Annotated in this window: 27 protein-coding genes; 14 read left to right on the top strand and 13 right to left on the bottom strand. The window is 68.2% G+C overall.

The features are described 5' to 3' along the window. Positions 1-467: 467 nt before the first annotated feature. Entirely contained in the window at positions 468-1187 is a 720-nt protein-coding gene (locus V9K99_RS08815; protein ID WP_337002684.1) for a PIG-L deacetylase family protein, read from the top strand. 249 nt (positions 1188-1436) lie between these two features. On the opposite strand, the gene V9K99_RS08810 is transcribed toward V9K99_RS08815, so the two are convergent. The 4 genes from V9K99_RS08810 to gndA form a co-directional block, all read right to left on the bottom strand. Continuing rightward, the gene (locus tag V9K99_RS08810; protein WP_337002686.1) at positions 1437-1847 is read right to left on the bottom strand and encodes a hypothetical protein; all 411 of its coding nucleotides are present in this window, start codon (positions 1845-1847) and stop codon (positions 1437-1439) included. 54 nt (positions 1848-1901) lie between these two features. Beyond that, entirely contained in the window at positions 1902-2438 is a 537-nt protein-coding gene (locus V9K99_RS08805; protein ID WP_337002688.1) for a DUF6817 domain-containing protein, read from the bottom strand. A gap of 670 nt (positions 2439-3108) precedes the next feature. Further along, a complete protein-coding gene (locus V9K99_RS08800; RefSeq protein WP_337002690.1) occupies positions 3109-3567 on the bottom strand; it encodes a DUF6319 family protein in 459 nt (152 codons plus the stop codon). Positions 3568-3757: 190 nt separating this feature from the next. After that, positions 3758-5197 carry an NADP-dependent phosphogluconate dehydrogenase gene (gene gndA, locus V9K99_RS08795; RefSeq protein ID WP_337002692.1) on the bottom strand — a complete coding sequence of 480 codons (1440 nt, stop codon included), beginning with the start codon at positions 5195-5197 and terminating at the stop codon, positions 3758-3760. 222 nt (positions 5198-5419) lie between these two features. Between gndA and V9K99_RS08790 the strand changes: the two genes are divergently transcribed. Genes V9K99_RS08790 through V9K99_RS08775 form a run of 4 tightly spaced genes read left to right on the top strand, consistent with a single transcriptional unit; the run spans position 5420 to position 7275 of the window. Then, positions 5420-5689 (top strand): hypothetical protein, encoded by a 270-nt coding sequence (locus V9K99_RS08790; RefSeq protein WP_337002694.1) that lies wholly within the window; start codon positions 5420-5422, stop codon positions 5687-5689. Continuing rightward, positions 5667-6254 (top strand): hypothetical protein, encoded by a 588-nt coding sequence (locus tag V9K99_RS08785; protein ID WP_337336380.1) that lies wholly within the window; start codon positions 5667-5669, stop codon positions 6252-6254. Before V9K99_RS08790 ends, V9K99_RS08785 begins: the two co-directional genes overlap by 23 nt. Beyond that, a complete protein-coding gene (locus tag V9K99_RS08780) occupies positions 6187-6729 on the top strand; it encodes a hypothetical protein (protein WP_337336379.1) in 543 nt (180 codons plus the stop codon). The genes V9K99_RS08785 and V9K99_RS08780 overlap by 68 nt, the downstream gene beginning before the upstream one ends. Positions 6730-6738: 9 nt before the next feature. Further along, positions 6739-7275, top strand: a complete 537-nt coding sequence (locus tag V9K99_RS08775; RefSeq protein ID WP_337002698.1) for an isochorismatase family protein — start codon at positions 6739-6741, stop codon at positions 7273-7275. A gap of 47 nt (positions 7276-7322) precedes the next feature. Here the strand turns inward: V9K99_RS08775 and V9K99_RS08770 are convergent, their stop codons facing one another. Then, a complete protein-coding gene (locus V9K99_RS08770) occupies positions 7323-7676 on the bottom strand; it encodes a hypothetical protein (RefSeq protein ID WP_337002700.1) in 354 nt (117 codons plus the stop codon). Between the two features lie 107 nt (positions 7677-7783). Here V9K99_RS08770 and V9K99_RS08765 point away from each other — a divergent pair, with 107 nt between their 5' ends. Then, a complete protein-coding gene (locus tag V9K99_RS08765; protein WP_337002702.1) occupies positions 7784-9091 on the top strand; it encodes a cytochrome P450 in 1308 nt (435 codons plus the stop codon). A gap of 10 nt (positions 9092-9101) precedes the next feature. Here the strand turns inward: V9K99_RS08765 and V9K99_RS08760 are convergent, their stop codons facing one another. Both V9K99_RS08760 and tyrS read right to left on the bottom strand, forming a co-directional pair. Next, positions 9102-9926, bottom strand: coding sequence for an NAD(P)H-binding protein (locus V9K99_RS08760; protein ID WP_337002704.1), 825 nt, complete (start codon positions 9924-9926; stop codon positions 9102-9104). A 74-nt stretch (positions 9927-10000) separates the two neighbouring features. Continuing rightward, on the bottom strand, positions 10001-11203 hold the full coding sequence (tyrS, locus tag V9K99_RS08755) for a tyrosine--tRNA ligase (protein WP_337002706.1): 1203 nt from the start codon (positions 11201-11203) through the stop codon (positions 10001-10003). A 221-nt stretch (positions 11204-11424) separates the two neighbouring features. Between tyrS and idi the strand changes: the two genes are divergently transcribed. Next, on the top strand, positions 11425-11985 hold the full coding sequence (gene idi, locus V9K99_RS08750; protein WP_337002708.1) for an isopentenyl-diphosphate Delta-isomerase: 561 nt from the start codon (positions 11425-11427) through the stop codon (positions 11983-11985). Here idi and V9K99_RS08745 read toward each other — a convergent pair. The 3 genes from V9K99_RS08745 to V9K99_RS08735 form a co-directional block, all read right to left on the bottom strand. Then, positions 11980-12969, bottom strand: a complete 990-nt coding sequence (locus V9K99_RS08745; protein ID WP_337002710.1) for a 2-dehydropantoate 2-reductase — start codon at positions 12967-12969, stop codon at positions 11980-11982. The two genes, idi and V9K99_RS08745, sit on opposite strands and share 6 nt — an antisense overlap. Before the next feature lie 112 nt (positions 12970-13081). After that, positions 13082-14491 (bottom strand): HAMP domain-containing sensor histidine kinase, encoded by a 1410-nt coding sequence (locus V9K99_RS08740; RefSeq protein WP_337002712.1) that lies wholly within the window; start codon positions 14489-14491, stop codon positions 13082-13084. Positions 14492-14494: 3 nt separating this feature from the next. Next, positions 14495-15178 carry a response regulator transcription factor gene (locus V9K99_RS08735; RefSeq protein WP_337002714.1) on the bottom strand — a complete coding sequence of 228 codons (684 nt, stop codon included), beginning with the start codon at positions 15176-15178 and terminating at the stop codon, positions 14495-14497. Positions 15179-15344: 166 nt separating this feature from the next. On the opposite strand from V9K99_RS08735, the gene V9K99_RS08730 reads away from it, so the two are divergent. The 6 genes from V9K99_RS08730 (at position 15345) to V9K99_RS08705 (ending at position 23010) form a co-directional block, all read left to right on the top strand. Then, the gene (locus V9K99_RS08730) at positions 15345-17138 is read left to right on the top strand and encodes an ABC transporter substrate-binding protein (RefSeq protein ID WP_337002716.1); all 1794 of its coding nucleotides are present in this window, start codon (positions 15345-15347) and stop codon (positions 17136-17138) included. Between the two features lie 4 nt (positions 17139-17142). Further along, on the top strand, positions 17143-18123 hold the full coding sequence (locus tag V9K99_RS08725; protein ID WP_337002718.1) for an ABC transporter ATP-binding protein: 981 nt from the start codon (positions 17143-17145) through the stop codon (positions 18121-18123). Between the two features lie 76 nt (positions 18124-18199). After that, positions 18200-19213 carry an ABC transporter ATP-binding protein gene (locus V9K99_RS08720; protein ID WP_337002720.1) on the top strand — a complete coding sequence of 338 codons (1014 nt, stop codon included), beginning with the start codon at positions 18200-18202 and terminating at the stop codon, positions 19211-19213. Between the two features lie 118 nt (positions 19214-19331). Then, positions 19332-20258 (top strand): ABC transporter permease, encoded by a 927-nt coding sequence (locus V9K99_RS08715; RefSeq protein WP_337002722.1) that lies wholly within the window; start codon positions 19332-19334, stop codon positions 20256-20258. 2 nt (positions 20259-20260) lie between these two features. Beyond that, entirely contained in the window at positions 20261-21220 is a 960-nt protein-coding gene (locus tag V9K99_RS08710; RefSeq protein WP_337002724.1) for an ABC transporter permease, read from the top strand. Positions 21221-21411: 191 nt separating this feature from the next. Further along, the gene (locus V9K99_RS08705) at positions 21412-23010 is read left to right on the top strand and encodes an ABC-F family ATP-binding cassette domain-containing protein (protein WP_337322889.1); all 1599 of its coding nucleotides are present in this window, start codon (positions 21412-21414) and stop codon (positions 23008-23010) included. Between the two features lie 140 nt (positions 23011-23150). On the opposite strand, the gene V9K99_RS08700 is transcribed toward V9K99_RS08705, so the two are convergent. Next, positions 23151-23438 (bottom strand): DUF1905 domain-containing protein, encoded by a 288-nt coding sequence (locus V9K99_RS08700; RefSeq protein ID WP_337322890.1) that lies wholly within the window; start codon positions 23436-23438, stop codon positions 23151-23153. Positions 23439-23521: 83 nt separating this feature from the next. Between V9K99_RS08700 and V9K99_RS08695 the strand changes: the two genes are divergently transcribed. Continuing rightward, the gene (locus tag V9K99_RS08695; RefSeq protein WP_337323391.1) at positions 23522-24031 is read left to right on the top strand and encodes a GNAT family N-acetyltransferase; all 510 of its coding nucleotides are present in this window, start codon (positions 23522-23524) and stop codon (positions 24029-24031) included. Here the strand turns inward: V9K99_RS08695 and V9K99_RS08690 are convergent. Then, on the bottom strand, positions 23985-24971 hold the full coding sequence (locus tag V9K99_RS08690; RefSeq protein WP_337322891.1) for a cation diffusion facilitator family transporter: 987 nt from the start codon (positions 24969-24971) through the stop codon (positions 23985-23987). The two genes, V9K99_RS08695 and V9K99_RS08690, sit on opposite strands and share 47 nt — an antisense overlap. Continuing rightward, the gene (locus V9K99_RS08685) at positions 24968-25405 is read right to left on the bottom strand and encodes an ArsR/SmtB family transcription factor (protein ID WP_337322892.1); all 438 of its coding nucleotides are present in this window, start codon (positions 25403-25405) and stop codon (positions 24968-24970) included. Before V9K99_RS08685 ends, V9K99_RS08690 begins: the two co-directional genes overlap by 4 nt. Between the last annotated feature and the right edge of the window lie 64 nt (positions 25406-25469).

The raw sequence follows: 25469 nt of genomic DNA, 5'->3' as shown, positions 1-25469 counted from the left end.
ACCCCACCGCGCAGGTGCCCGCACCGGGTCAACGCCGACCGCCACCGACCGCCGACTGACGGCGCACTGCGCCGACCGACGGCGCCAGCGCTGACCGCATCGTGCAGCTGAGGAGCGGGACCTGCGCCGGTTCCGCCTGCAGCCTCAGATCACCGTGCATCGTGCCAGCGCCGACCGGCCGTGCACCGAGCCTCTACCACCCACCGCCCACCATCACCCATCGCCACCACGGACCGCCGCGCACTGCGCCGCCGCGCTCCCGCCCACTGCGCCGCCTCGCTGCCGCGGACCGCCGTGCTCGCTAGATCCCTGCGCCCGTTGGCATCTAGCTCTGGTGTGAAGTGGTCTGGCCTTGCCTCACCGCCTCCTCCGCAGCCTGGACGTCGTCTGAAACCTCAGCTCTCGAACACTTTCCTCTTCGGGAAATGTCGTTCACGGAATCGTGGCCGGCGGGCTAGCCTGCGGGGATGAGTGCGGAGAAGCTGGAAGCGGTGGCGGAGGATTGGCAGAAGGCGCTGGCTGTGGTCGCGCATCCGGACGATCTGGAGTTCGGGGCGGCGGCTGCCATTGCGCGGTGGACCAGGCAGGGCAAGGAAGTCGTGTACTGCTTGCTGACCTCGGGCGAGGCAGGCATCGACGGAGTCGCGCCGGAGGAGTCCGGTCCGCTGCGTGAGGCCGAACAGATCGAGTCCGCCCGGATCGTCGGCGTATCAGTGGTCGAGTTCCTCGGCCAGCCCGACGGCACGATCGAGTACGGCGTCGCACTCCGCCGGCTCATCACCTCGGTGATCCGCCGGCACCAACCGGAGATCGTGATCACCAACAACTTCCGCGACACCTGGGACGGCGACGTACTGCTCAACCAGGCCGACCACATCAACACCGGCCGCGCCACCCTCGACGCGGTCCGCGACGCGGCCAACCGCTGGATCTTCCCCGACGCCGGCGAACGCTGGAACGGCGTACGCCAGGTCTGGGCCTCCGGCTCACCCACCGGCCGCCACGCCGCCGACACCACCGAGACGTTCGACCTCGGCGTCGAGTCCCTCCGCGCCCACAAGGCCTACATCGACGGCCTCAACTGGCCCAACTTCGACCCCGCCGAATTCCTCGAAGGCATCTCCCGAACCACCGGCACCCGCCTAGGCACCAAACACGCCACCCCCTTCGAAGTCTTCACCCCCTAACCACCACCGAGTACCGCGCCCCCAGCACCGCCGACCCGCACCAACCACGGCCCCCCGCCACCTGCGCCGGTCTCACCGAGTTCGTGGATCTCTGCTCCGAAACCGCGCTGAGCCCAGCCGATTTCCACGACTGAGCACCCACTCACCACGACCCCGCACCATGCCGCGCCTGTACCGCGCACCTGAGCTGTGGCGCGTTCCGTGCATGCGCGGTTGGGTGCTGCGTTGCGGCGAAGGTCGCGGGGCTGGTTAGTCCTTGGGGAGGTCTACGGCTGCTTTGAGGTGGGGTGGGTTGGGGGCGGGACGGCGGGGTTCGCGGTCGCCGGAGGGGTCGCCTGGTGGGGGTTGGGGGGAGTGCCAGGAACGGACCAGGGTTCTGCCCTTGCGGGAGAGGCGGTGGAGGTCGATCTGCTGGACCTGGCTCGCCGGAATACCGAGTTGCGCAAGGCTGCGGTTCGCCATGGTGCAGGCGTCGTCGTGCTTGCGTGGGGAGAGCTTGTGCTGCAGTACGACGGCGATCGTGCCGTCGGGGAGATCCTCGACCCGCTGGAAGTGCATGGCCTTGTCGAGGGCATGGGACTTCAGCGCGAGCTCGATGTAGTCGGTGTCGGACAGGCGTCGATCGGTCTTCGCGCGAGCAACCACTTCGTACCGGGCCATGTACCGATCATGCGTCGCCGCGCCCCGGTTTTCCAGGAAACCGGGGCCGAGGTCCTACAACTGGAGGGCTCGGTTGGCTTCCGAGAGGACCGCGGGGGACGCCAGTGATTGCCAGCGGGGAATCTGGTCTTGAAGGAACGGCCGGAGCTTGGGGGCCAGGGCGGGCGCGTGGTCGAGGACGTCGAGTTCGTTGACGATGGTGAGGTCGACGAAGTCGCGGAGGTCCGCGCCGGACAGTTCTTCGGACGTACCGGTGAAGCGGTCGGTGACCGTGTGGTGCTCGGCGAGGTCGCGCCAGGTGGTTTCGCGTTCGCAGGAGCCGTACCGGTAGACGATCAGCTCGGCCTCGGGGCCGATCACGGCTTCCAGGACCGGGCGTTCCTGCTGCCAGTCGAACAGGTGGGTGGGGAACCCATCGGTTCCGTACGCCGCGTGCGCGAGGCCGGCCAGCACCAGGGTGTCGGAGGCGCCGAGAGTGGTCAGGCGCTTGGCGACGCGATGGAGGTGGACGTACAAACTGCCGCCAGCGTGCTCGATCTCATCGGCACCACGCACCAGCAGTAGCGATCCCATGTCCTGAAAAGCGCTCATCTGACCCCTTCATCCGGAGTGGCCAGGGCCCAGCAGGAATGGCCCAGGGAATCACGGTAAGGCCTCGCTCCACGCCTCGCCCAGAGATCCGGCGCGGCGGGTTCGTCACATTTCTTCGCGGGTCGTTCGTGTGGTGTTCACGCGCCAGGAACGCACACGTCCCGCCGGCTGTACGGTGTTCACGCGCCGGGAGTGCACACGTCCCGCCGGCCGTGGCGGTGTTCACGCGCTGGGAGTGCACACGTCCCGCTGGCCGTGCGGCGCGAACACGTCCCACGTGTGTCCCGCTGGCCGTGCCGTGCGGGTTGGGCGCCGTGCCACGGCCCGTGTCCATGCGGGTAGCTGCCGTTTGGTGCTTTCCACCCTCGTGCGGGAGGTGCGCACGAAATCCGTCGCAGCGAACGGGTGGAAAGCACCAAACGGCAGCAGCCCTGGAACAGCCGGGCAACCGAGGCGTAGGCAACGCCATGGCGCTCGGCCAACTGCGACCCGGGCGACCCGCCGAGATACGGCTCCCACGCCGATCCCGCCGAAGCCCAGCCCGGCGATCCCGTCGAGGCGCAGCCCGGCGATCCCGTCGAGGCGCAGCCCGGCGATCCCGCCGAGGTCCGGCTCACTGATCCCGCGCGGGTGCCGAGGTGCGGGATCCGTTGGGGATTGCCCGAGCGTGTTAGTCGGCGAGGTCTGCCAGGGCCTTGCGGGCGGCTTCGAGTTCCGCCTCGAGGGCGGCGACCTTGGCGGCCTGTTGCTCGCGGGCGGCCTCGATGACCTCGTCGATCGGGGTGGAGAGGTCTTCGTGGAGTTCCTTGGCGGCCCGGGAGACGGCGGCGGCCGCGACGGCGAGGTTGCGGGCCAGGTAGGTGCTGCCCTGCTTGAGCTCGGCGTGCCACTCGCCGTCCGCGGTGCCGGTGACGGTCAGCGTCAGCTCGAGGGTCTTGGTCTTCTTGCCGGCCGCCTTCTTCGCCGGGGTCTTCTTCGGCTTCTCGGCCTCGGCGGCGGGCGCGTCCGGTGCGGCATCGGGTGCCGCGCTCGGAGCAGCGTCGGTCAGGGCGGCGTCGGTCGGGGTGAGGGTGTCGGGAGTGTCGGCGACGTCCGACGGCGCTTCTACTGCCAGAGTGTCTACAGTCATCGTTGCGGCGATCTCCTTCTGAACATCGCCCGCCGTGAGCGGGCTGGCGCTGAGAGTCTATTAGAACATATGTTCGACCTCAATGTGAATCCGCACGGCAAGAATCACCGCCACCCGGGCCCAAGGCAACCAAAGCCAGGCCCGGTGGAACCGGGCCCGGCTGGCGTCAGTTCAGCTCAGCCCTGAAGGGTCAGGACTGAGTCTCGGACCGGTCCCCGGACCATTCGAGGTGGAAGGTGCCTTCACGGTCCGTACGGCGATAGGTGTGGGCGCCGAAGAGGTCGCGGAGGCCCTGGATCAGGGCCGCCGGGAGACGCTCGGCGCGCAGGCCGTCGTAGTACGAGAGTGCGGCCGAGAACCCAGGTGCCGGTACGCCGACCGCGGCCGCGGTCGCGACCACCCGCCGCCACGCCTCCTGGCCGTTCGCGATGGCTTCCTTGAAGTAGTCGTCGACGAGCAGCGACGGCAGATCCGCGTTCCGGTCGTACGCCTCCTTGATGCGGTCGAGGAAGCGCGCCCGGATGATGCATCCACCGCGCCAGATCGTCGCCATCGCGCCGAGGTCGATGTTCCAGTCGTACTGCTCACTTGCCGCCCGGATCGCGTCGAACCCCTGCGCGTAGGCGACCAGCTTCGACGCATACAGCGCGTGCCGCACGTCGTCGATGAACGCGTCCCGATCCACGTCGACCTTCGGCGTGGCCGGCCCCGGGAGTACACCGGCTGCAGCAGTCCGCCGTACGACGTCACCGGACAGCGACCGTGCGAACACTGCCTCGGCCATGCCGCTCACCGGGGTACCGAGGTCGAGGGCGGACTGGACGGTCCACCGGCCTGTGCCCTTCTGCTCGGCTTGGTCCAGTACGACGTCCACGAACGGACCGCCCGTGGTCGGGTCGACCTGGCTGAGCACCTCTGCGGTGATCTCGATCAGGAACGACTCGAGGTCGCCGGTGTTCCACTCCCGGAACACATCGGCCAGCTCGGCCGGGGACAGGTCGAGCGTGTGCCGGAGCAGGTCGTACGCCTCGGCGATCAGCTGCATGTCGGCGTACTCGATGCCGTTGTGCAGCATCTTGACGAAGTGACCGGCGCCGTCCGGGCCGACGTGGACGCAGCAGGGCTCGCCGTTCACGTGGGCGGAGATCTTGGTCAGCATCGGCTCGAGTGCGGCGTAGGACTCCGGTGAGCCGCCGGGCATGATGCTCGGGCCGTTCAGTGCGCCCTCCTCGCCGCCGGACACGCCGCTGCCGACGAAGTGCAGGCCCTTCTCGCGCAGTGCGTTCTCGCGCCGCCGGGTGTCGGTGAACAGTGCGTTGCCGGCGTCGACGACGATGTCGCCCTCGTCCAGCAGCGGCACCAGGTCGTCGATGACCGCGTCGGTCGGCGCGCCGGCCTGGACCATGATGATGATCTTCCGCGGCCGTTCCAGCGACTCGACCAGCGCGGGCAGGTCGGCGGCGGGGACGAACTCACCCTCGTGGCCGAACTCCTTGATCAGGGCGTCCGTCCGGCCCTGCGACCGGTTGTGGACGGCGACACGGAACCCGTTGCGCGCCAGGTTCCGGGCCAGGTTGCGGCCCATCACCGCGAGGCCGGTGACGGCGATCTGGGCTGGAGCAGAACTCATCGAATCTCCCGCTGGTCAGTGTGGTGTCGGACCCCAGTCTGTCGCGCGTGGCAAGGCTGCGGCCCAGCGGGGCCAATCGGCGGACGCGTCGTGCGTACGCCCGCGCGAATCAACAGATCGTGCGCACGAAGTAAACGGTTCCGAGCTCTTCTCAAGCACAGTGCAACGATGGTAGCTATCCGAGAAATCGACTTCCCGCGTCGCGAAGTCGGAAGGCCGCCCATGTTCCGTCGCGTCGCCGCGCTGGTCGTCAGTGCCCTGCTCGTCCTCCCCGTTGCGAACGCCGCATCAGCCTCCGGTACGACGTCGGTCGCAAAAACCAGCGCCAACGGTCCAGTCGGGTGGGACGTGTATCGCCAGCTCGACCGGCTGCCCGAGCTGCAGACCGGCGTACGGACCAAGCAGTTCTCCAGCTTCGGCCGGGACGGTACGGCACGGGTACGTCGACAGCGGGGCGCAGCAGTACGACGTGACGTCGGTGTACGAAGGTGAACACGACGACACCGTGCTGACGGATCAGGTCCGGTCGACGCAGCAACCGATCAAGTTCAGCGTGAAGGTTGACCCAGGCAACCGTGGTGTGACGTTGCGCAGGACAAGCGATCAGAACGCAGCCGGTCAGTCCGCCAAGGTGATTGTCAACGGCAAGGACGCCGGCACCGGGTTGCAGCCACCCGGCAACGATCGCCAGCGCTGGCTGGACGACAACTACCAGTTGCCCCCGGCACTCACCTTCGGCCGCACCAAGCTGGAGATCGAACTCCGGCCGACCGGACCGAGCTGGACGGCATCGGTGTACGTCGTCCAGTCACTCGTCCTCCCGTACGACGACAAGCGGGCGCCCGTGCCGCCGGTCACAGCAACCGCCACCGGGCGGACGAACAACGCGATCGATGTGCGCTGGACCGGCCGACGAGAGCGGGATCGCGCGGTACGACGTCGACGGCTCGAAGGCGGGCGGCCCGGAGAAGTTGGTCGGCACCAGCCCGTTGCCGGGGTTCCTGCACCGGGACCTCGGGCTGCACGAGACCTGGTCGTACCGGATCGCCGCGGTTGATCTTGCCGGCAACGTCGGCGCCAAGTCAGCCGTCGCGCAGGCGACCACCGCCAACACGCTGCGGGTCGAAGGGGAGGCGATGCTGCCGCCGATCTCGTCGACGGTGCCCGTGGATCCGCAGGGCAACTGCTGTGGGGTGGACTGGTCGAACGGCACCCAGGCCTGGATCCACGGGACCAAGGCCGGCGACAAGGTCGTCCTCCGCTTCGCCGTGCCGACGAATGGGTCCTACAGCCTGTCCACGGTCCTGACGAAGGCCGCTGATTACGGGATTGTCGACATTCAGATCGACGACAACACCAAGGTGAGCTTCGACGGATTTGTGGCGTCCGGCGTCACGACGCAGCAAGTCGACCTCGGCACCGCGCAACTTACTGCCGGTAACCATCAGTTGAGTCTCACGCTCACCGGCAAGAATCCGGCCGCGATCGGGTACCTGGTGGGCCTCGATCTTCTGGACCTGGTGCTCAACTAGTGTCGATGTATGACCGATCTCAGGCTGGATCCCCGCAGTACCGCGCTGGTCCTGATCGATCTGATGCCGCGGATCGTGGCGCTGGAGACGGCGCCGCTGACCGGGTCAGAGGTGCTCGAGCGGTGCATCGCGTTGGCGAAGGCGACGCGGTCCGTCGGCGGGTTGGTCGTGAACGTGCGAGTGGAACGGCCCGGCGTCGAGATCCAGCCCGAGGGCAGCGGGTTCGCGCCCGGGGTCCATCCGGAGCCGGGCGATCTGGAGATCGTCAAGCGGACGATCGGCGCGTTCGGGCGGACCGAGCTGGATCGCGAGTTGCAGACGCGCGGCATCGAGACGGTCGCGCTGGCGGGGATCGCGACCAACTTCGGCGTCGAGTCGACCGGGCGGGCCGCGGACGATCTCGGGTACGACGTCGTCTACATCACCGACGCGATGACCGGGCTCGACGGTGGTGCGCACGAGTTCGCCGTCTCCGCTGTCTTCCCCAGGCTGGGCACAGTCTGCTCCGGCACCGAGTACGTAGCCGCCCTCAGCCCAGCCACCTGAACCCCCAGCCACCTGAGCCCCAGCTGACTGAGCCCACGGAGCCTGGGCTAAGGCCTTCCGCCGGAATCCAGGTGGTGGAGGCGGCACCAGATCGCCTCGGAGACCTCGGGCAACAGATCGTTGGCGTGCTGATTGAGCTGCCAGTGCGTGTTCGACGCCCGATCGACCGCCGCTGAGCACTCCGACAACCATCGCTCCGCGCTCTCCTCGGCGGCTCGCGGCAGAGCGCCGTACATCGCAGCCAGTCCGAGCACGACCGAGTCGCCGAGCACGCGGTCGGTCAGATCCTGGCCGGTCATGGCGTGGTACTGCGCGATGAAGGGCGCGAGCACCGCCAACGCCCGCGTGCGCGGATGACGGGACAGCCAGAACCGCCGTACCCGGTCCAGCAACTGCTTCACCTCCCGAGCGACCCCTCACTGCGACGCTATCCGCTCCCGGTACCACCTCGATAGCCGGTCGACCCTCAGTCGAGTTTGTCACCAGCCCTGTCGGGCACCGGGCCAACATGCTTCCCACTGCGACGTTCCCGGACGCCGCCCGGGCGGTCCGCGACGTGCTGCTACCGGTGGTCGCGCAGGGCGCGATCCTGCGCCGACCTGCGGCCTCTAGAGCCGCCGAGCTGTTCCACGCCGACGACCGCGCGCTCCAGCGGGTGCGAGCGTTGCGTCGGCGGTACGGCGAGGGGCCGCTTCTACTCCGGCTCCCGGGCCGGACCATCGCGCTGGTCCTGGATCCGGACCACGTCCATCGCATCCTCCGCGAAACGCCCGAACCGTTCTCCGCGGCGAGCAGCGACAAGGTCGCAGCACTGGAGCACTTCCAGCCGCACGCCGTCCTCGCCACCGACCCGCCGCTGCGAGCAGCCCGGCGCGAGCTGAACGAGGAAGCCCTCGACTTCCACCACCCTGTCCACCGCTACGCCGACTCGATGGTCGCCGCCGTCACCCAGGAGCTCCATCCGAGCGGCACGCTGGGCTGGACCGAGTTCCGGACGATCTGGTCGCGGATCGTCCGGCGCATCGTGCTCGGCGACAAGGCCCGCGACGACACCGAGCTCACCCGGCTTCTCGACGTACTGCGCTCGAACGCCAACTGGGCCGCTCTGCACCCACGCAACCGGAACGCGCAGGAGCGTCTGGATCGAAAGCTTGGGAAGTACGTCGAGAACGCCGCACCCGGAAGCCTCGTCGAAGCGCTCATGCTGAGCACCATCAAGCGGGACAGCCGCACCGTCGAACCCGGGGGAGGACTCGATCCGGCGGGTCAGGTGCCGCATTGGCTGTTCGCGTTCGACGCCGCCGGGATCGCGCTCTGGCGTCTCCTCGCCGTACTCGCGACGAGGCCGGACGCTGCCAAGACCATCGCCGAGGAGGGGTCGGCGCTGCGTGCGTACGCCGGTGCCGCCGTGCAGGAGTCGGTCCGGTTGTGGCCGACGACTCTCGTCGTACTGCGGGAAGCCCTGGTCGAGACGCGGTGGGCAGCCGGCACCGCGCCGGCCGGGACCGAGTTCGCGATCGTGAGCTCGGTGTTCCACCGCGACGACGAGGCGCTCGACTTCGCGAACGACTTCGTCCCGGAGATCTGGCTGGACGGCCGCTCGGACCGGTCGTGGCCGCTGATCCCGTTCAGTGAGGGCCCGGCGGTCTGTCCCGGTAGGAATGTCGTATTGCTGACAATCAGCGCGGCCGCCAATCACGTCGTCTCGCACTACGACCTCGACCTGGATCCACACACCCGCACCAGGCTCACCAGCGGCCCACTGCCGACCACGTTCAACCACACCGCACCCAGAATGGGCTTCTGGAGGAAATGACCCAGGTCGACTAGGCAAACAGGGCGGCGTTCTCTCGGGTCCAGTCCTGCAGGCTGCGGGGTGGGTGGCCGGTGACGTGGGCGACGGTGTCGTTGACCGAGGTTTCGTCGATGATGCCGTCGGCGAAGAAGCTCTCGATCGCGGCGGCGTACTGCGGGGGCATCGTCGCCTGCAACTCGTCATGCGTCTCGGCGCGTGTCATCGGGTACGCCGTCAACGCGCGGCCGATCGCTGAGCCGAGAATCTCCACCTGCTGCGGTGGAGTGAGCGCGACCGGCCCGGTGAGGCGGTGGATCGCGCCGGCGTGATCCCCGGTGAACGCCTGAACCGCGACGTCGGCGATGTCGAGCGGATGGATCGTCGAGATCGCCACGTCCGGAAACTGCACCCGGATCACATCGCCCGCACGCAGCTGATCCAGCCAGCGCAGCGTGTTGGACATGAAGGAGTTCGGCCGCAGGAACGTCCACTCCAGCCCCGACGCCTTCACCGCCTCCTCGGCGGCCTGGTGATACGCCGCGATCGCGTTCGACGTGTCCGCGCTGTCCAGCGAACTGCTCGACAACAACACGACCTTGCGAACCCCGGCCCGTACGGCGTTGTCCAGCAGCTCCTCGACGCCGTCGTACCCACTCAGCAGGAAGATCCCCGACACCCCCGGCAACGCATCGACAAACGACTCCGGCCGATTCAGATCGCCGTACACAGGCTCGATCCCACCCGGCAGCTCAACCGGCTTCCGCACGAGCGCCCGCCCCGGCAGGCCCGCAGTCGCCAACGCCCGCACAACCGCCCCACCCGCATTCCCACTCGCCCCAGTCACCAAAATCGTCATCGAACCACACCTCTCGAATAAGCCCGCTCGACCCGCCCAGTCTGACCACCCGCCGGGGTCCCGTCTCCCGGTTTTCAGGCCTGCCGGATGCGGTGCCAGGTGCGGCGGCCTGATTTGAGGAGTACGTCGGGTGTCAACGGGACAGTCTGGTCGGGGTCGTTGGCTCGGGTGCCGTTGATCGTGACTGCGCCTTGGCGGATGAGGCGGCGGAGGGTGGATTTGCTGTCGGTGGGGCGGGCGGCCTGAAGGAGGTCGAGCACGGTTGCGGCCGATGCTGGGACCAGGATTTCTGGGATGTCGGTTGGTTGCTGGCCGGCGGTGAAGGTTTGGGTGAACGCGTCGAGTTCGGTGCGGGCGGTGCCGGCGCCGTGGTAGCGGGTGACGACGGCGGCGGCCAGGCGGAGTTTGGCGTCGCGCGCGGGTGGGCCGCCGACGGCCGCGGCCGATGCGAGGGCGGCGACCGTGTCGAGGGGGAGTTCGGTGTAGACGCGGGCGTAGCTCTCCACCAGCGAGTCGGGGATGCTCATCAGCTTGCCGAACTTGTCCCGCGGGGTGTCCGTCAGCGCGACGTAGTTCTTCAGCGACTTCGACTGTTTCGCCCGGCCGTCGAGGCCAGGCGTGATCGTCGTCGTCAGTACCACCTGCGGAGGCGCGCCGAGGCGTTGCTGGAAGTGCCGGCCGAGTTGCTCGTTGAACAGCTGGTCCGACCCGACGATGGTGAGGTCGCTCTGCATCGCGAAGCTGTCGTACCCCTGCAGCACCGGGTACACCAGTTCGTGCACCACGATCTCCCGCCCGGCCGCGACCCGCTCGCGGAACATGTCCCGGGCCATCAACTGGGCCTGCGTGACCTGGCCGAACAGACCCAACAGTTCGGCCACCCGCATCCCGTCGTACCACTCGGAGTTCCGCCGTACCTCGAAGACCTCGGGGTCGGTGCGCAGCACGATCGACACCTGCTCGAGGAACGACTGCGCATTCGCCTCGATCTGCGCAGGGGTGAGGACCGGACGAGTTTCGGTTCGCCCGGTCGGGTCGCCGACGCGGGTGGTGAGGTCGCCGAGCAGGAACACGACCCGATGGCCGAGATCCTGCAGTTGCCGCATCATCCACAGGTTGACCGCGTGCCCGAGATGGAGATCGGGCGCGGTGCAGTCGACGCCGTACTTGATCCGCAGCGGTCGCCCGGACGCGAGCCGTTCGAGCAGTTCGCTCTCGCCGATGACGTCGTCGGTGGTACGACGTAAGCGGTCGACCACCGTACTTGGTTCGATCATGGGTTCCTCTCAGGACAGGGAGGCACCCAGCAGAGGCCTCCGGCAACGGAAAGAGGCAGGAACCGGACGGTTCCTGCCTCGGAGGCTCTGGGTGGAGCGAGTTGTGGGCGCTACCGAATGCCGGCCCCTCCCAGAGCCGGTCGATACGCCACGAATCGCTTGATCACGGGGACAGGCTAACAGGCCGAGGCCGATGCCGACATCGGGTTAGGCTCGACGGTGTGACGGACGAGCGGGTAGTGCTGCTGGACGAGGCCGGCCGGGCGATCGGGACGGAGGCCAAGGAGACGGTCCACCATGCGGCGACCCCGCTCCACCTGGCGTTCTCCAGTTATGTGGTCGACGACACCGGTCGCGTGCTGATCACCCAACGGGCGTTCAGCAAACCGACCTGGCCGGGCGCCTGGACGAACAGTTGCTGTGGGCATCCACTTCCCGGCGAGCCGGTGACGGACGCGGTACGACGCCGCCTCGTCGACGAACTCGGGATCGTCACCGACCAGATCGACCTGGTCCTGCCGGAGTTCCGCTACCGCGCCGAGATGCCGACCGGGATGGTGGAGAACGAGTTGTGTCCCGTCTACCGGGTCAACTGGACCGGCGTACCCACGCCCAATCCCGACGAAGTGGCGTCGTACCGCTGGGAATCCTGGCCGCTCGACGTCCCGGAGCTGTCCCCGTGGTGCGTCCTCCAACTCGACGAACTTGCCCGCCTCGGCACGACCCCGCTCGCCTGGCCGATCGCCGACCCGGCCGATCTCCCGCCGGCCGCGCGTCTATGACAGTTCGCGGAGGAGGTCCGGGCCGGACCACGCGCGGCGGTTGACTTCGGCCTCGCGGATCAACGAGACGAGCTTGGAGTTCACCGGTGCGGCGCGGTCGAGGGATTCGGCCAGGCGGACGACTTCGCCGTTGAGGTAGTCGATCTCGGTGGTCCGGCCGGCCTCGAGGTCTTCCCACATCGAGGTGCGAGCCAAGGGATCGATGGCGAGCATCTTGGCGGCGAGCCGGCGGAAGAGGAAGTCGGGCAGGCGGAGGATCGCCGGGAAGCGGTGCATCGGGACCGGCAGCAGCTTGGCCGGTGTGATGCCACTGGCGTCGAGGAGTTCGAGCGTCTCTGCCTGAGCCGCGGCCAGGCACCGGCGATACGAGCGCTGCGACAGCTCGTCCCGCAGCGGCAGATCCGACAGCGCGTTGATCGGATTGTTCAAGTTCAGCAGGAGTTTCGCCCACTGCACCGGCAGGATGTCGTCGTGCTGTGTCAGCGGTAGTCCGGCCCGAGCGAATGCTTCGACGTACGACGCCAACGCCGGATGACGCTGGATGTCGAGCGCACCTTCCGTGCCCTGGTGGAACACACCGCCACCACGGTTCAGCACGTTGAACGGAACCATCCCGGTCACCACGACCTGGTCCGTCAATCGCTCCCGCAGGAGTTCCCCGTTGCGTACGCCGTTCTGGAAGCTGACGACTGTTGCACCAGGCTTCAGTACCTCGGCCAGCTCACCGGCCGCACTCTCCGTCGCGGCCGACTTCACCGTCACCAGCACCAGATCAGCCTCCGCGGCCGCCTCCGGTGAGGTCTCGTACCGCACGTCGGCCACCCGAAGATCCGCTCCGAGGTAGTCCGTCAGTCGCAGCCCGTGCGCGGCCAACTCGTCGGCCATCCGCTGACGCCCGACGAACGTCACCGGGGTCCCGGTCGCCGCCAACCGCCCGCCGACATAACACCCGATCCCACCTGCGCCAAACACCACGATCTCCACCGGCACACGGTACCGAAGAACAGGAGGTGTTCCATCCCGCTCGCACCTGCCGCGCTCAGCGGATCCGCGGAACTGGGTGCCTATCGGAACTCGTCCTGTCCTTCGGTACCCATCAAGTGGTCTTGGCGGGGAGTTCCACGATGAAGCGGGCGCCGCCGCCGGGGCGGTCGGTGACCTGGATGGTGCCGTGGTGCCATTCGACGTGGCGGGCGACGATGGCCAGGCCGAGGCCGACGCCGCGACTCCGGTTGCTGGTTTCGCCGCGGCCGAAGCGTTCGAAGATCCGGTCGCGGTCCTCCACGGGGATACCGGGTCCCGCGTCGTCAACGGTGATGATGACGCCCAGCCCGCCGGCTTCGACGCCGACGCCCTTGCAGCCGCCGGCGTGGTCCTCGGCGTTCTCGACCAGGTTGGCGATGACCCGCTCCAGCCGGCGTTTGTCCGCCTGCAAGGACAGGCCTTCGGCCTCCGGCGCGACCGTGGTCAGGTCACGTCCGGCAGTCGCGTTCGCGGCGGCCCGGACGAGGTCGGCGATCCGGACGATCTCCCGGCTGCCCTGGTCACCGCCGTCGTCTCGGGAGATCTCCAGCAGGTCGATCACCAGCCGGCGGAAGCGGTCGAGGTCGTCACCGAGCAACTCGACCGGCTCACGCACCGGACCAGGCAACTCGGCGCGATGGTTCTGGATCAGCTGCATCGAGTTCAGCATCGTCATCAACGGCGTACGCAACTCGTGGCTGACATCCCCGGCGAACCGGGCGTCCGCGGCCACCCGCCGTTCCAGGTTCGCCGCGGTCTGGTTGAACGACCGCGCCAGCCCACCCAGGTCCCGGTCGTTCTCCACTTGCAATCGCGCATCCAACTGGCCACGTGCCACCGCGTCCGCGACCCGGGTCAGCGCCGCCAGGGGCCGCAGCGCAAGCGTGCTCGCGAGCCGCCCGACGGCCAGACCGATCAACGCGGCAACGATCGCCGCCGCGACCAGAGTGACCTTCAGCGTCCGCAGCGTGTGGTCCAGGCTCGCCAGCGGATGCCACTCGAAGAACGCCACTCCGGGACGGCTCATCGGTACGCCGACCGCCAGCACCTGCTGACCACCGACGGTGATGCGGCGATGCGCCGTACTGCCGTTGCGAACCGCGTCGATCAGGTCGGCGGGCAGGTCGGACGGCTTCCCGGTCAGCGAGTACCACTTGTCGTCGTACAAGACCATCGAGGCAGCGGAGTCCGTGGAGGGCAGGCTGTTCAGCAGCTCGATGATACTGACGTCCGGATTGGGGGTCGGGCTGCCGCACTCGGCCCGTTCGCGAGCCGGTCGGCAGGGTTTCGGGGCGCCGAACAGCCCGTAGTGGAAGGCCGCCGCATTGTCGGCCGTCTCCACCAGCGCGGAGGACTGACGCTGCTGGGTGAGGTAGTCCGAGACCACGCTCCAGGTGACGAGTGCCAGCACCGAGGACAGTCCGAGTGCGAGGAGGCCGTAGGCCATCATGACCCGCCCGCGCAGGCTGAACCGTCCCCGCACTGGTCAGCTCACCAGGCGGTAGCCCAGGCCGCGGGCCGTGACCAGGTGCTTCGGGCTGGCCGGGTCGTGCTCGATCTTCAGCCGCAGCCGGCGGATGTGGACGTCGACGATCCGGCTGTCACCGAAGTACCCGTAGCCCCAGACCTTGGACAGCAACTGCTCCCGGCTCAGCACCTTGCCCTCGGCACCGGCCAGCTCGGCCAGCAGCTTGAACTCGGTCCGCGTCAGCGGCAGCACCGTGTCGCCGCGCGACACCTCGGCCCCGGCCACGTCGATCCGGAGATCCCCGACCACCAGCAGGTCCAGCTGCCGTGCGTTGGCCGGCTCGACCCGCCGCAGCAATGCCCGGATCCGGGCGGACAGCTCCTTGGCCACCAGCGGCTTGGTGACGTAGTCGTCCGCGCCCGCCTCCAGCCCGGCGACCACGTCATGACTGTCGGTCCGCGCGGTCACCATGATGACCGGCACGTCGCTGGTACGGCGGATCTCGCGGCAGACCGTGAAGCCGTCGCGGTCCGGCAGCATCAGGTCCAGGAGCACCACGTCCGGCGGCTCCCGGCGCAGCGCGGCCAGCGCGTCGTACCCGTTCGCCGCCTCGGCGACCTCGTACCCCTCGTCCTCCAGGGCGAGCCGCAGTACCCGCCGGATGCGCGGTTCGTCATCGACCAACAGCAGGCTGTGTGCCACCGGTCCAGTGTGGCCTACGGAAGGCCGAAACAACGGTGACTTCTGTCATGACTTCGTCATCTTCGCGCGGGCGCCGGGTGACAAGGCCTTGACGGTTCTGTGACCCGGGTTCCACGCGGGGCCAGGCGTCCTAACTTCGGCGCTATCAAGTCCTGGAGGAGGACCAATGGCCAGAAGACGGCTGGCGGCAGTATCCCTTGCCGCCGTGGCGACGCTGATGCTCGCCGCATGTAACAGTGGTGGCGGATCAACGTCCGGATCCGGCGGTACCGCGGCCGCACCGGTCACCGGCGGCACCCTGAACATGCTCGGGGCCGGTGATGTCGACTACATGGATCCCAACATCACGTACTACTCGGTCGGCTATCTGAACGTGCGGATGTGGGCCCGCCAGCTGTTCACCTACCCGGCCGAACCGGGTGGTGAGAACACCAAGCCGGTCGCCGACCTCGCCACCGAGATCCCGACCCAGGACAACGGCGGGATCAGTGCCGACGGCAAGACGTACACGATCAAGATCCGGCCCGGCGCCCAGTGGAACACCACTCCGGCCCGGCAGGTCACCGCGGCCGACATGGTCCTGGGCGTGAAGCGGACCGCGAACCCGGTCCAGCCGTTCGGCGGCATCCCCGACTTCGCCAACCTGATCGTGGGCTACAAGGCGTTCGCCGACGGTTTCGCCAAGGTGGACAAGACCCCGGCCGCGATCAAGGCGTACATCGACAAGACGCCGCTGCCCGGTATGGTCGCCAAGGACCAGACCACGGTCGTGTTCCACCTCACCCAGCCGGCCACGTACTTCGTCGACATGCTGACGCTGCCGGCCTTCTCACCGGCCCCGGTCGAGGTGCTCAAGTACCTGCCGGCCAGCACCGAGCTGGGCAACAACTTCCCGTCCGACGGTCCGTACAAGGTCGACAAGTGGGTGCCGACCAAGTCGATCGCGTACTCGCGCAACCCGGCCTGGAACGCCTCCACCGACCCGGTTCGCAAGGCGTACGTCGACAAGATCACGGTGAACGAGACAGTCAGTCAGGACTCGATCCAGCAGCAACTGCAGACCGGGACCCCGACCGCCGATCTCGAATGGGACGTCGCCCCGCCACCATCGCAGCTCCCGGCGCTGATCGCGAAGAAGGACCCGAACCTGAACCTCGGCCCGACCGCGTCCAGCAACCCGTACGTCGTGTACAACACCGCCTCGCCGAACAACAACAAGGCGCTCGCGAATCCCAAGGTGCGCCAGGCGATCAGCTACGCGATCAACCGGGACCACGTCCTGCAGGTGCTCGGTGGCCCGACGCTGAACCCGCCGCTGACCCACGTGCTGCCGGACAACATCCTCGGCTCGAAGCAGATCGATCCGTACCCGAACGACGTGGACAAGGCCAAACAACTGCTGGCCGAGGCCGGGTACCCGCACCTGACGCTGAAATTCCTGTACCGGAACGCGTCCGAGGGCAGCAGCAAGGCCTTCCAGACGATCCAGCAGGACCTGTCCAAGGCGGGTATCACGGTGGTCGGCGTACCGTCGCCGAACGCGGACTTCTACGTGAAGTACCTGCAGGTGCCGAGTGTCGCCAAGCGCGGCGTCTGGGACCTGTCACTGGCCGGCTGGGGTGCGGACTGGTACGGCAACGCGGCGTTGTCGTTCTTCAAGCCGCTGTTCTCCGGTGAGCCGTCGTTCCCGCCGATCGGGAGCAACTTCGGGCTCTACACCAGCCCGCAGACGAACGCGCTGATCGACCAGGCCGAGAAGGCGACCAGCCAGGACCAGGCCGAGGATCTGTGGGCCAGGGCCGACGCCCAGGTGATGGCCGACGCGCCGTTCTTCCCACTCACCAACCCGAAGCAGGCCAACTACCACGCACCGCAGGTGAACAACGCGGTCTACGTTCCGAACCTGCAGATGTTCGATCCCACGAACGTTTGGCTGAGCAAGGACAAGCAGGGCGGCTGACCTCATGGCCCTGCTTGAGGTAAGGGACCTCCGGGTCTCCTTCGACACCCCGGACGGCGCCGTCCGTGCCGTCCGGGGCCTGTCGTTCGACGTCGAGGCCGGACAGACCCTGGCGGTGGTGGGCGAGTCCGGCTCGGGCAAGAGCGTCTCGACCCAGACCATCACCGGTCTGACCCGCGGCGCCCAGGTCTCCGGTACGGCGTTCTTCGACGGAACGGACCTGATCGGTGCCGATCAGGCGACCCTGCGACGGTTGCGCGGGGCCCAGATCGGGATGATCTTCCAGGACCCGCTGTCCAGCCTGCATCCGCACTACCGGATCGGCTGGCAGATAGTGGAGATGATCCGTGCGCATGACCGGGTCATCAGCAAGTCGGCGGCCCGGCAACGGGCCGCCGACCTGCTCACCCTGGTCGGCATCCCGCGGGCGGCCGAGCGGATCGACGACTACCCACACCAGTTCTCCGGCGGAATGCGGCAACGCGTGATGATCGCGATGGCGATGGCCCTCGACCCGGCGCTGCTGATCGCGGACGAGCCGACCACCGCACTGGACGTGACCGTGCAGGCCCAGGTGCTGAACGTGATGCGCCGCCTGCAGGAGCAGTTCGGTACGGCGATCATCCTGATCACCCACGATCTCGGGGTGGTGGCCGAGATGGCCGACGAGGTGGTGGTGATGTACGCCGGCTCGGTGATGGAACGGGCACCGCGTCGCGACATCTTCTACCGCAACCATCACCCTTATACACAAGGGCTGCTGGCCTCCCTGCCGGCTCGCAGCGGTGATCGGCTGACCCCGATCCCGGGCAGCCCGCCGAGCCTGATCAGCCTGCCGGCCGGGTGCCCGTTCGCGTCCCGCTGCCCGCACGTGTTCGACAAGTGCCGCACCGAGGCTCCGCCGCTGACCGACGTCGGCGGCGACCCGCGACACCAGTCGGCCTGCTGGCTTCCCCACGACGTAAGCGAGGCGATTGCGTCATGAACGAGCGAAGCGAGTTCATCATCAAGCACAGCACGGTCGGAGCCTCATCCGCGCCCGGAGCGAAGCGAGGACGTGGATGAGTAACGTACTGCTGCGTGTTGAGAATGTCCGGAAGGAGTTCCCCACGCATTCACGGGAGGTGGTCCGGGCAGTCGACGGCGTCTCCCTCGAGGTCCGCAAGGGCGAGACACTCGGGCTGGTCGGCGAGACCGGCTGCGGCAAGTCGACGCTGGCCCGCTGCATGGCCCATCTGTACGACGTGACGTCTGGCTCGGTGTGGTTCGACGGTACCGAGATCAGCACGTTGTCCCGCAAGGCCATGCGGCCGATCCGCCGCGAGGTCCAGGTGATCTTCCAGGACCCGTACGGCTCGCTGAACCCGCGCCGCCGGGTCGGCTCGATCATCGGTGACCCGTTCAGCATTCACGGCATCGCGTCGGGTGCGGAGCGGAAGAAGAAGGTCCAGGAACTGATGGAGCTGGTCGGGCTGAACCCCGAGCACTACAACAGGTTCCCGGCCGAGTTCTCCGGCGGGCAGCGGCAGCGGATCGGGGTCGCCCGGGCGCTGGCGCTGCGGCCGAAGCTGGTGATCTGCGACGAACCGGTGTCGGCGCTGGACGTGTCGATCCAGGCGCAGATCATCAACCTGCTGGCGGATCTGCAACGCGAGTTCGATCTGACCTACGTGTTCATCTCGCACGACCTGTCCGTGGTCCGGCACGTGAGTGACCGGATCGCGGTGATGTACCTGGGCAAGATCGCCGAGCTCGCACCGACGAACGAACTGTTCGGCCAGACCCGGCATCCCTACACCCGGGCCCTGCTGTCGGCGCTGCCGGTGGCGGATCCGGACACGGCCGACAGTCGCGAGCAGATCATCCTGGGCGGCGACATCCCGGCCGCGACGAACCCGCCGGCCGGGTGCCGGTTCCACACCCGCTGCCCGAAGGCCCGCTCCGACTGCGCCGCGGCTGAGCCGCCGTTGGTCGCCGTACTGGACGACGCCGGTGAACACCGGACCGCCTGCATCCATCCCCTGACGATCGGCGAAGATCTCTCGACCGCCGTACCCGACCTGAAGGCCTCATGACTGTGCTTTTGGCCGGGCCTTCGGCGCCGGCAGGGTCATGGGGCTGTGACTCCCGGCCTTCCCTCGTCACTCCAGTCGCTTCGCTCCCTCCGCTCCTCAGTCCAGGCCGGGAGGCCCCATGACCACCGCGATCGATCTGGTTGACACGACTATCGAGGCGCCGGCGATCGAGGGGCGTAGTCCGTTCGTGCTGGCGTTGCGGCGGTTGCGGCGGGACAAGGTGGCGATGATCTCGCTGGCGGTGATCGTGCTGATCGTACTGATGGCGATCTTCGCGCCGGTGTTCGCGCACCTCACCGGGCATCCGCCGAACGAGCAGTACCGCGATATCGGGCTGACGCCGGACGGATTGCCGCGCGGGCCGAACGGGACGTTCTGGCTGGGCACCGACGACCTGGGCCGTGACATCCTGGTGCGAATCGCGTACGGCGCTCGCGTATCCCTGCTGGTCGGCATCATCGCGACCGCGATCACGGTGGTGATCGGCGTCGTACTCGGGCTGGCGGCGGGGTTCCTCGGTGGACTCGTCGACACTGTGCTGGCGCGGCTGATCGACGTCGTCCTGTCCGTACCGTTCCTGCTGGTGGCGATCGCGCTGGTGTCGGTCACCGGGCCGAGCCTGACCGTTACGGTGCTGGTGATCGGGTTCTTCAGTTGGGCGTCGGTGGCCCGGATCGTGCGTGGTCAGGTGCTGTCGCTGCGGGAGCGCGAGTTCGTCGAGGCGGCCCGGTCGCTGGGCGCGGGGGACACCCGGATCATGTTCGTCGACGTACTGCCGAACGTGCTGGCGCCGGTGATCGTCTACACCACGCTGCTGATCCCGGTGGTGATCGTGACCCAGGCGACGCTGTCGTTCCTCGGGCTCGGGCTGCCGCCGCCGACCGCGGACTGGGGCGGGATGATCAGCGCGTCGCAGAACTACTACACGACCGCGTGGTGGTTCATCCTCTTCCCCGGTCTGGCGCTGCTGATCACGACGCTGGCGTTCAACCTGTTCGGCGACGGGGTGCGGGACGCCTTCGACCCGCGCGCGGATCGGAGCTAGTGATGGTCGTTTTCCTGATTCGCCGGATCGGCCACGGGATCCTGGTCCTCTGGCTCATCACGGTGGCCGTGTTCGGGCTGTTCTTCGTTGCTCCCAGCAACGTTGCGCAGACACTGGCCGGGCGGCAGGCGACGCCGGAGACGATCGCGCTGATCAAGCACCGGCTCGGCCTGGACCTGCCGGTCTGGAAGCAGTACCTGCACTTCGTCGAGAACGCGCTGCAGGGCAATCTCGGGTACGACTACTACCACCAGGTGCCGGTGACAACGATCATCGGGCAGGCGTTGCCGATCACGGTGTCGCTCGCGCTCGGTGCCGCCGTACTGTGGTTGCTGCTCGGGGTGTTCAACGGGGTGATCTCGGCCGTGCACCCGCGGTCGCTGGCCGATCGCGGGTTGACCCTGTTCTCGTTGTTCTTCTACTCGTTCCCGTCGTTCCTGCTCGGGTTGTTGCTGCTGTACTTCCTGTACTTCCGGCTCACGCTGGAAGGGTTCCACTGGTTCCCGGCCGGTGGGTACTCGGCGCTGAGTGCGGGGATCGGGCCGTGGTTCCAGCACCTGTTCCTGCCGTGGATCGCGCTGGCTTTGTTGCTGGCGGCCACTTACACGCGATTGACCCGCGGCTCGATGCTCGACGTCCTGGGTGAGGACTACATCCGTACGGCGCGATCGAAGGGCATCCGGGAGAGCCGGGTGATCGTCCGTCACGGTCTGCGCAGTGCGATGACGCCGGTGGTCACCCAGTTCGGCATCGACCTGGGCCAGCTCATCGGCGGAGTCGTGGTCACGGAAACGGTCTTCAGCCTCCCCGGCCTGGGCCAGACCGCGGTCACCGCGATCAACCAGCAGGACCTCCCGGTCATCATCGGCATCGTCCTGTTCGCCTCGGCCGCCGTGGTCGTGGCCAACATCCTGGTCGACATCGCTTACGCCACCCTCGACCCCCGCGTCCGCCTCCACTAGTCCAGTCCCGGGGGGAGGGGGATCCCGGAGCGGCACCTCCGGGGGTGGTGCCGCTCCGGGCCCCGCGGTAAATCGGTTGGCGGCTCTCGAGGGCCGATTTAGTCTGGGGGCATGGCTACTTGCCTCTGTGTCTAGCTGCGGACTCGCTTCCACACCAGAAGTGCGTCCACTAGCTATCACGGAGAGTAACCATGATCACCGTTCGCGGTGTAGATATTCGCGTCGGCGCCCACCTGCTGCTGTCCGACCTCTCGTTCCACCTCAGCCCCGGCGACCGCGTCGGGCTCATCGGCCGCAACGGCGCCGGCAAGACCACCTTGATGAAGACCCTGGCCGGCGAAGACCGTCCGGCGTCCGGCTCCATCACCGTGGCCGGCTCTGTCGGCTACCTGCCCCAGGACCCGCGCGCCGCCGACCCGAAGCTCACGGTCACGGCCCGGATCCTGTCGGCCCGCGGGCTGGACGTCGCCGTCCGCAACCTTCGCAAGGCCGAGGCCGCGATGAGCACAGCGGTCGGCGAGGCCCAGGAGCGCGCGATGGCGGCGTACGCGCGGGCCGAGGCCGAGTTCCAGGCCGGCGGCGGGTACGCGGCCGAGGCGGAGGCGGCCCGGCTGGCGGCCGGCGTCGGCCTGCCCAACCGCGCGCTCGAGCAGCCTGTCGGCGAACTGTCCGGCGGTCAGCGGCGCCGGGTCGAGCTGGCCCGGATCCTGTTCGCGCAGCACGACACGTTGCTGCTCGACGAGCCGACCAACCACCTGGACGCCGACTCGGTCGTCTGGCTGCGTCAGTTCCTGCTCGGCTACCAGGGCGGGCTGATGATCATCAGCCACGACCGTGAGTTGCTCGCGGCAACGGTCAACCGGGTGTTCCACCTGGATCCGCAGCGGACCACGATCGACATCCACAACACCGGTTGGGCGAGGTACCTCGACCAGTTGGAGCTCGACGAGCGTCGCCGTACCCGGGAACGCAACACGGCGGAGCGCAAGGCGGCGGTCCTGCATGCCCAGGCGGCGAAGATGCGGGCCGGCGCCACCACGGCCGTTGCCGCGCGCAACATGGCGCGGCGGGCGGACAAGCTGCTCACCGATCTCGAGCCGGTACGACGTGCCGCCCGAGTGGCCCGGATCCGGCTGCCCGAACCGGCACCGTCCGGGAAGACACCGCTCAGCGCCACCGGTCTGAAGAAGGCGTACGGCGGCCTGCAGGTACTGGACGGGGTCGACCTGGCCGTGGATCGGCGGAGTCGTGTCGTCATCCTCGGGCTGAACGGTGCCGGCAAGACCACGCTGCTCCGGCTGCTCTCCGGTCGCGAGGAGGCGGACGCGGGTCAGGTCGTGCACGGTCACGGATTGCGGCTCGGGTACTTCGCCCAGGAGCACGACACGCTGGATCTGGCCGGCACCGTCCGGCAGAACCTGGCGTCGGTCGCGCCCGGCCTGACCGACGGCGAGGTCCGGAACGTGCTCGGCTCGTTCCTGTTCAGCGGCGACGACGCGGAGAAACCGGCCCACGTCCTGTCCGGCGGCGAGAAGACCCGCCTGGCCCTCGCCGGACTGGTCCACTCCGGTGCCAACGTGCTGCTCCTGGACGAGCCGACCAACAACCTGGACCCGGCCTCCCGCGACGAGGTCCTCGGCGCGGTCGGCAGCTACCCGGGTGCCATCGTCATGGTCACGCACGACGAAGGCGCCATCGAGGCCCTCCGCCCCGACCGGGTGCTGATCCTCCCGGACGCCACCGAGGACCTCTGGACCGACGACTACCTGGAGCTGGTCTCCCTCGCCTGACCGTCCCCTCTGGTGGGCTGACCCACCCCTGTGTGGGTCAGCCACCCGGAATCCGGTATGCGAACCCACCGCCTGGTTGGCTCACCCACCAGAGGGCGGCTGCCGGACTGCGGGCCCGACGCAAGCGAAGGCCCTTGCGGTCAGCCGAGGCGCTCCTCGAGGTGGACGGTGATCTCCTCGCCCGGCTCCTTGCCGATCAGGTCGCGGAGCTCGCCCTTGACCGGCAGCTTGTGGGTGCCGTCGCCGAGGGCCATGAACGAGCTCTCGAACGGGTGGCCGTCCATGGTGCCGCGGACCTTGACCAGGCCACGGGTGCCGAAGTACTCGGCCGACCCGGGCATCTTCAGGTAGGTCCAGCCGCCTTTGGCGTCGCTCTTCAGCAGCGGCGCGGTGAACGTCTTGTCCAGTTTTCCGGTCTTGTTGCTCATCGTGAGCTCCTCTCTACACCCCTAGGTAGAGACTGACGGCCGCGCTTCGACATCCCCCGCCAAACTATTCTGGGACGGTGCAGATGACTATCCGCCGCGCGGGGCGGGACGACGTACCGGCGGTGCTGGGCCTGCTCGACGGGGCCACCGAGTGGCTGGTCGCGCGCGGGCGGACCGACCAGTGGGGCACCGAGCCGCATTCGACGAATCCGCGGCGGATCGCGCAGATCACCGGGTTCGCCGACGACGGCGGCTTGTGGGTGGCCGAGACGGACGACAGGGTGGTCGGTGCACTGGCCGTGGGCGCGGCGTTGCCGTACGTGCCGGCGGCGGACGAGCCGGAGTTGTACGTGCGCCTGCTGGTGACGGATCGGGCGTCGGCCGGTCAGGGCATCGGTGCGACGTTACTCGATCACGCGCGGGAGCTGGCGCGTGCTGACGGTGTTGGGCTGCTGCGGGTGGACTGCTTCGCGGGTGGCGACGGTGCGCTGGTCCGGTACTACGAGAAGCAGGGGTTCACCCGGGAGCGCGAGTTCGCCGTACCGGTCAATGATTCGGAATGGCCGGGTCAGATCCTCTTCCAGCGGCTGTGACCGAGCGGTGAACGGTGCCGTGGGCATCGCTGCAGTGGGCGTCGACCTCGTCGCCGGTGGCGTGGTCGACCTGCAGTGTTGAGTGGGTCAGCTGGTGACGCTCGGCCAGTAGGGCCTCGATCTCGACCCGGATCTGGTGGCAGTCAAGCCCTTCCGCGACCAAGACGTGGGCGGAGGCGGCCGGTTCGCCGGAGGTGATCTCCCAGACATGCAGGTCGTGGACCTCGACCACGCCTTCGACCGCGCACAACTCGACGCCGAGGGCCTGCGGGTCGAGGTGTGCGGGAGCGGCCTCGAGGAAGATCCGGCCGGAGTCGCGGACCAGTGAGACACCGGCCTTCAGCATCAGCGCGGCGACGACCAGGGCTGCGATCGCGTCAGCCCGGGCGAAGCCGGTGACCAGTACGACGAGGCCGGCGATCGCGGTCGCAATGAACGCGAACAAGTCGTTCAGGATGTGCTGGTACGCGCCCTCGACGTTTAGGCTCGAGCGGTTCGCCTTGCTGATCATCCAGGTGGCGAGCAGGTTCACCACGATGCCGACCACACCGGTGATCAGCACCAGCGCGCCCTTCACCTCGGGCGGGTCGATCATCCGGTTGATCGCCTCGTAGACGAAGTACGCCGCGAGCAGCAGCAACGTGATGCCGTTGGCCTGCGCGGACAGGATCTCGACCCGCTTGAGTCCGTACGTGAACCCACCCGCCGGTGGGCGCGCGGCCAGCCGGATCGCGATCAGGGCGAGCACGATGGCGATCGCGTCGGTGAGCATGTGGGCCGCGTCGGTGATCAGCGCCAGCGAGCCGGCCGCGATACCGACGACCACCTCGGCCGCCATGAACCCGACAATCAGCGCGAGCGCACCGCTGAGCAGCCTCCGATCCGCCTCGGCGCTCACCCCATGGCCATGGCCGTGACCGTGGCCTGCTTCGGCCGTCATGCGTCGGACCGCTCGGGGTGGATGGCGTCGGTGTGCTCGGTGTGGGCGACGGCCAGATCGACGAGCATCCGGACGTGGGCGTCGTCCAGACGGTAGTAGGCCATCCGGCCGTCTCGTCGTACGGCGACCACGCGGTGCGCGCGCAGGAGGCGGAGGGCATGGGAAGTCGCGGACTCGCTCATCCCGGTGACGGCCGCGAGATCGCAGACGCAGAGCTCCCCGTCGAGCAGGGCGACCAGCAGCTTCAGCCGGCGCGGATCGCCGAGCAGGCTGAACACGTCAGCCGTGTCGACGACATCCTCCTCGGCAGGCATCCTGGCATTGACACTCGCCACCCGCTCCGGATCCACCAGCCGCACATTGCAGGCATCTGTGCTGCTCCCTCCCCACCCCACCGCCCCGGTCGGCGCCTGCACATCTGCAGAACTCTTCATACGTCTAGGCTAGGCCATCCCGTCGCGCCCCGCCAACCTGGCTTTGTGCACGGGTCTTCCGTCG

It is taken from the genome of Kribbella sp. CCNWLW201 (assembly GCF_037203805.1).
Taxonomy (GTDB): Bacteria; Actinomycetota; Actinomycetes; order Propionibacteriales; family Kribbellaceae; genus Kribbella.
This window is presented reverse-complemented; position numbering and strand designations above follow the sequence as displayed.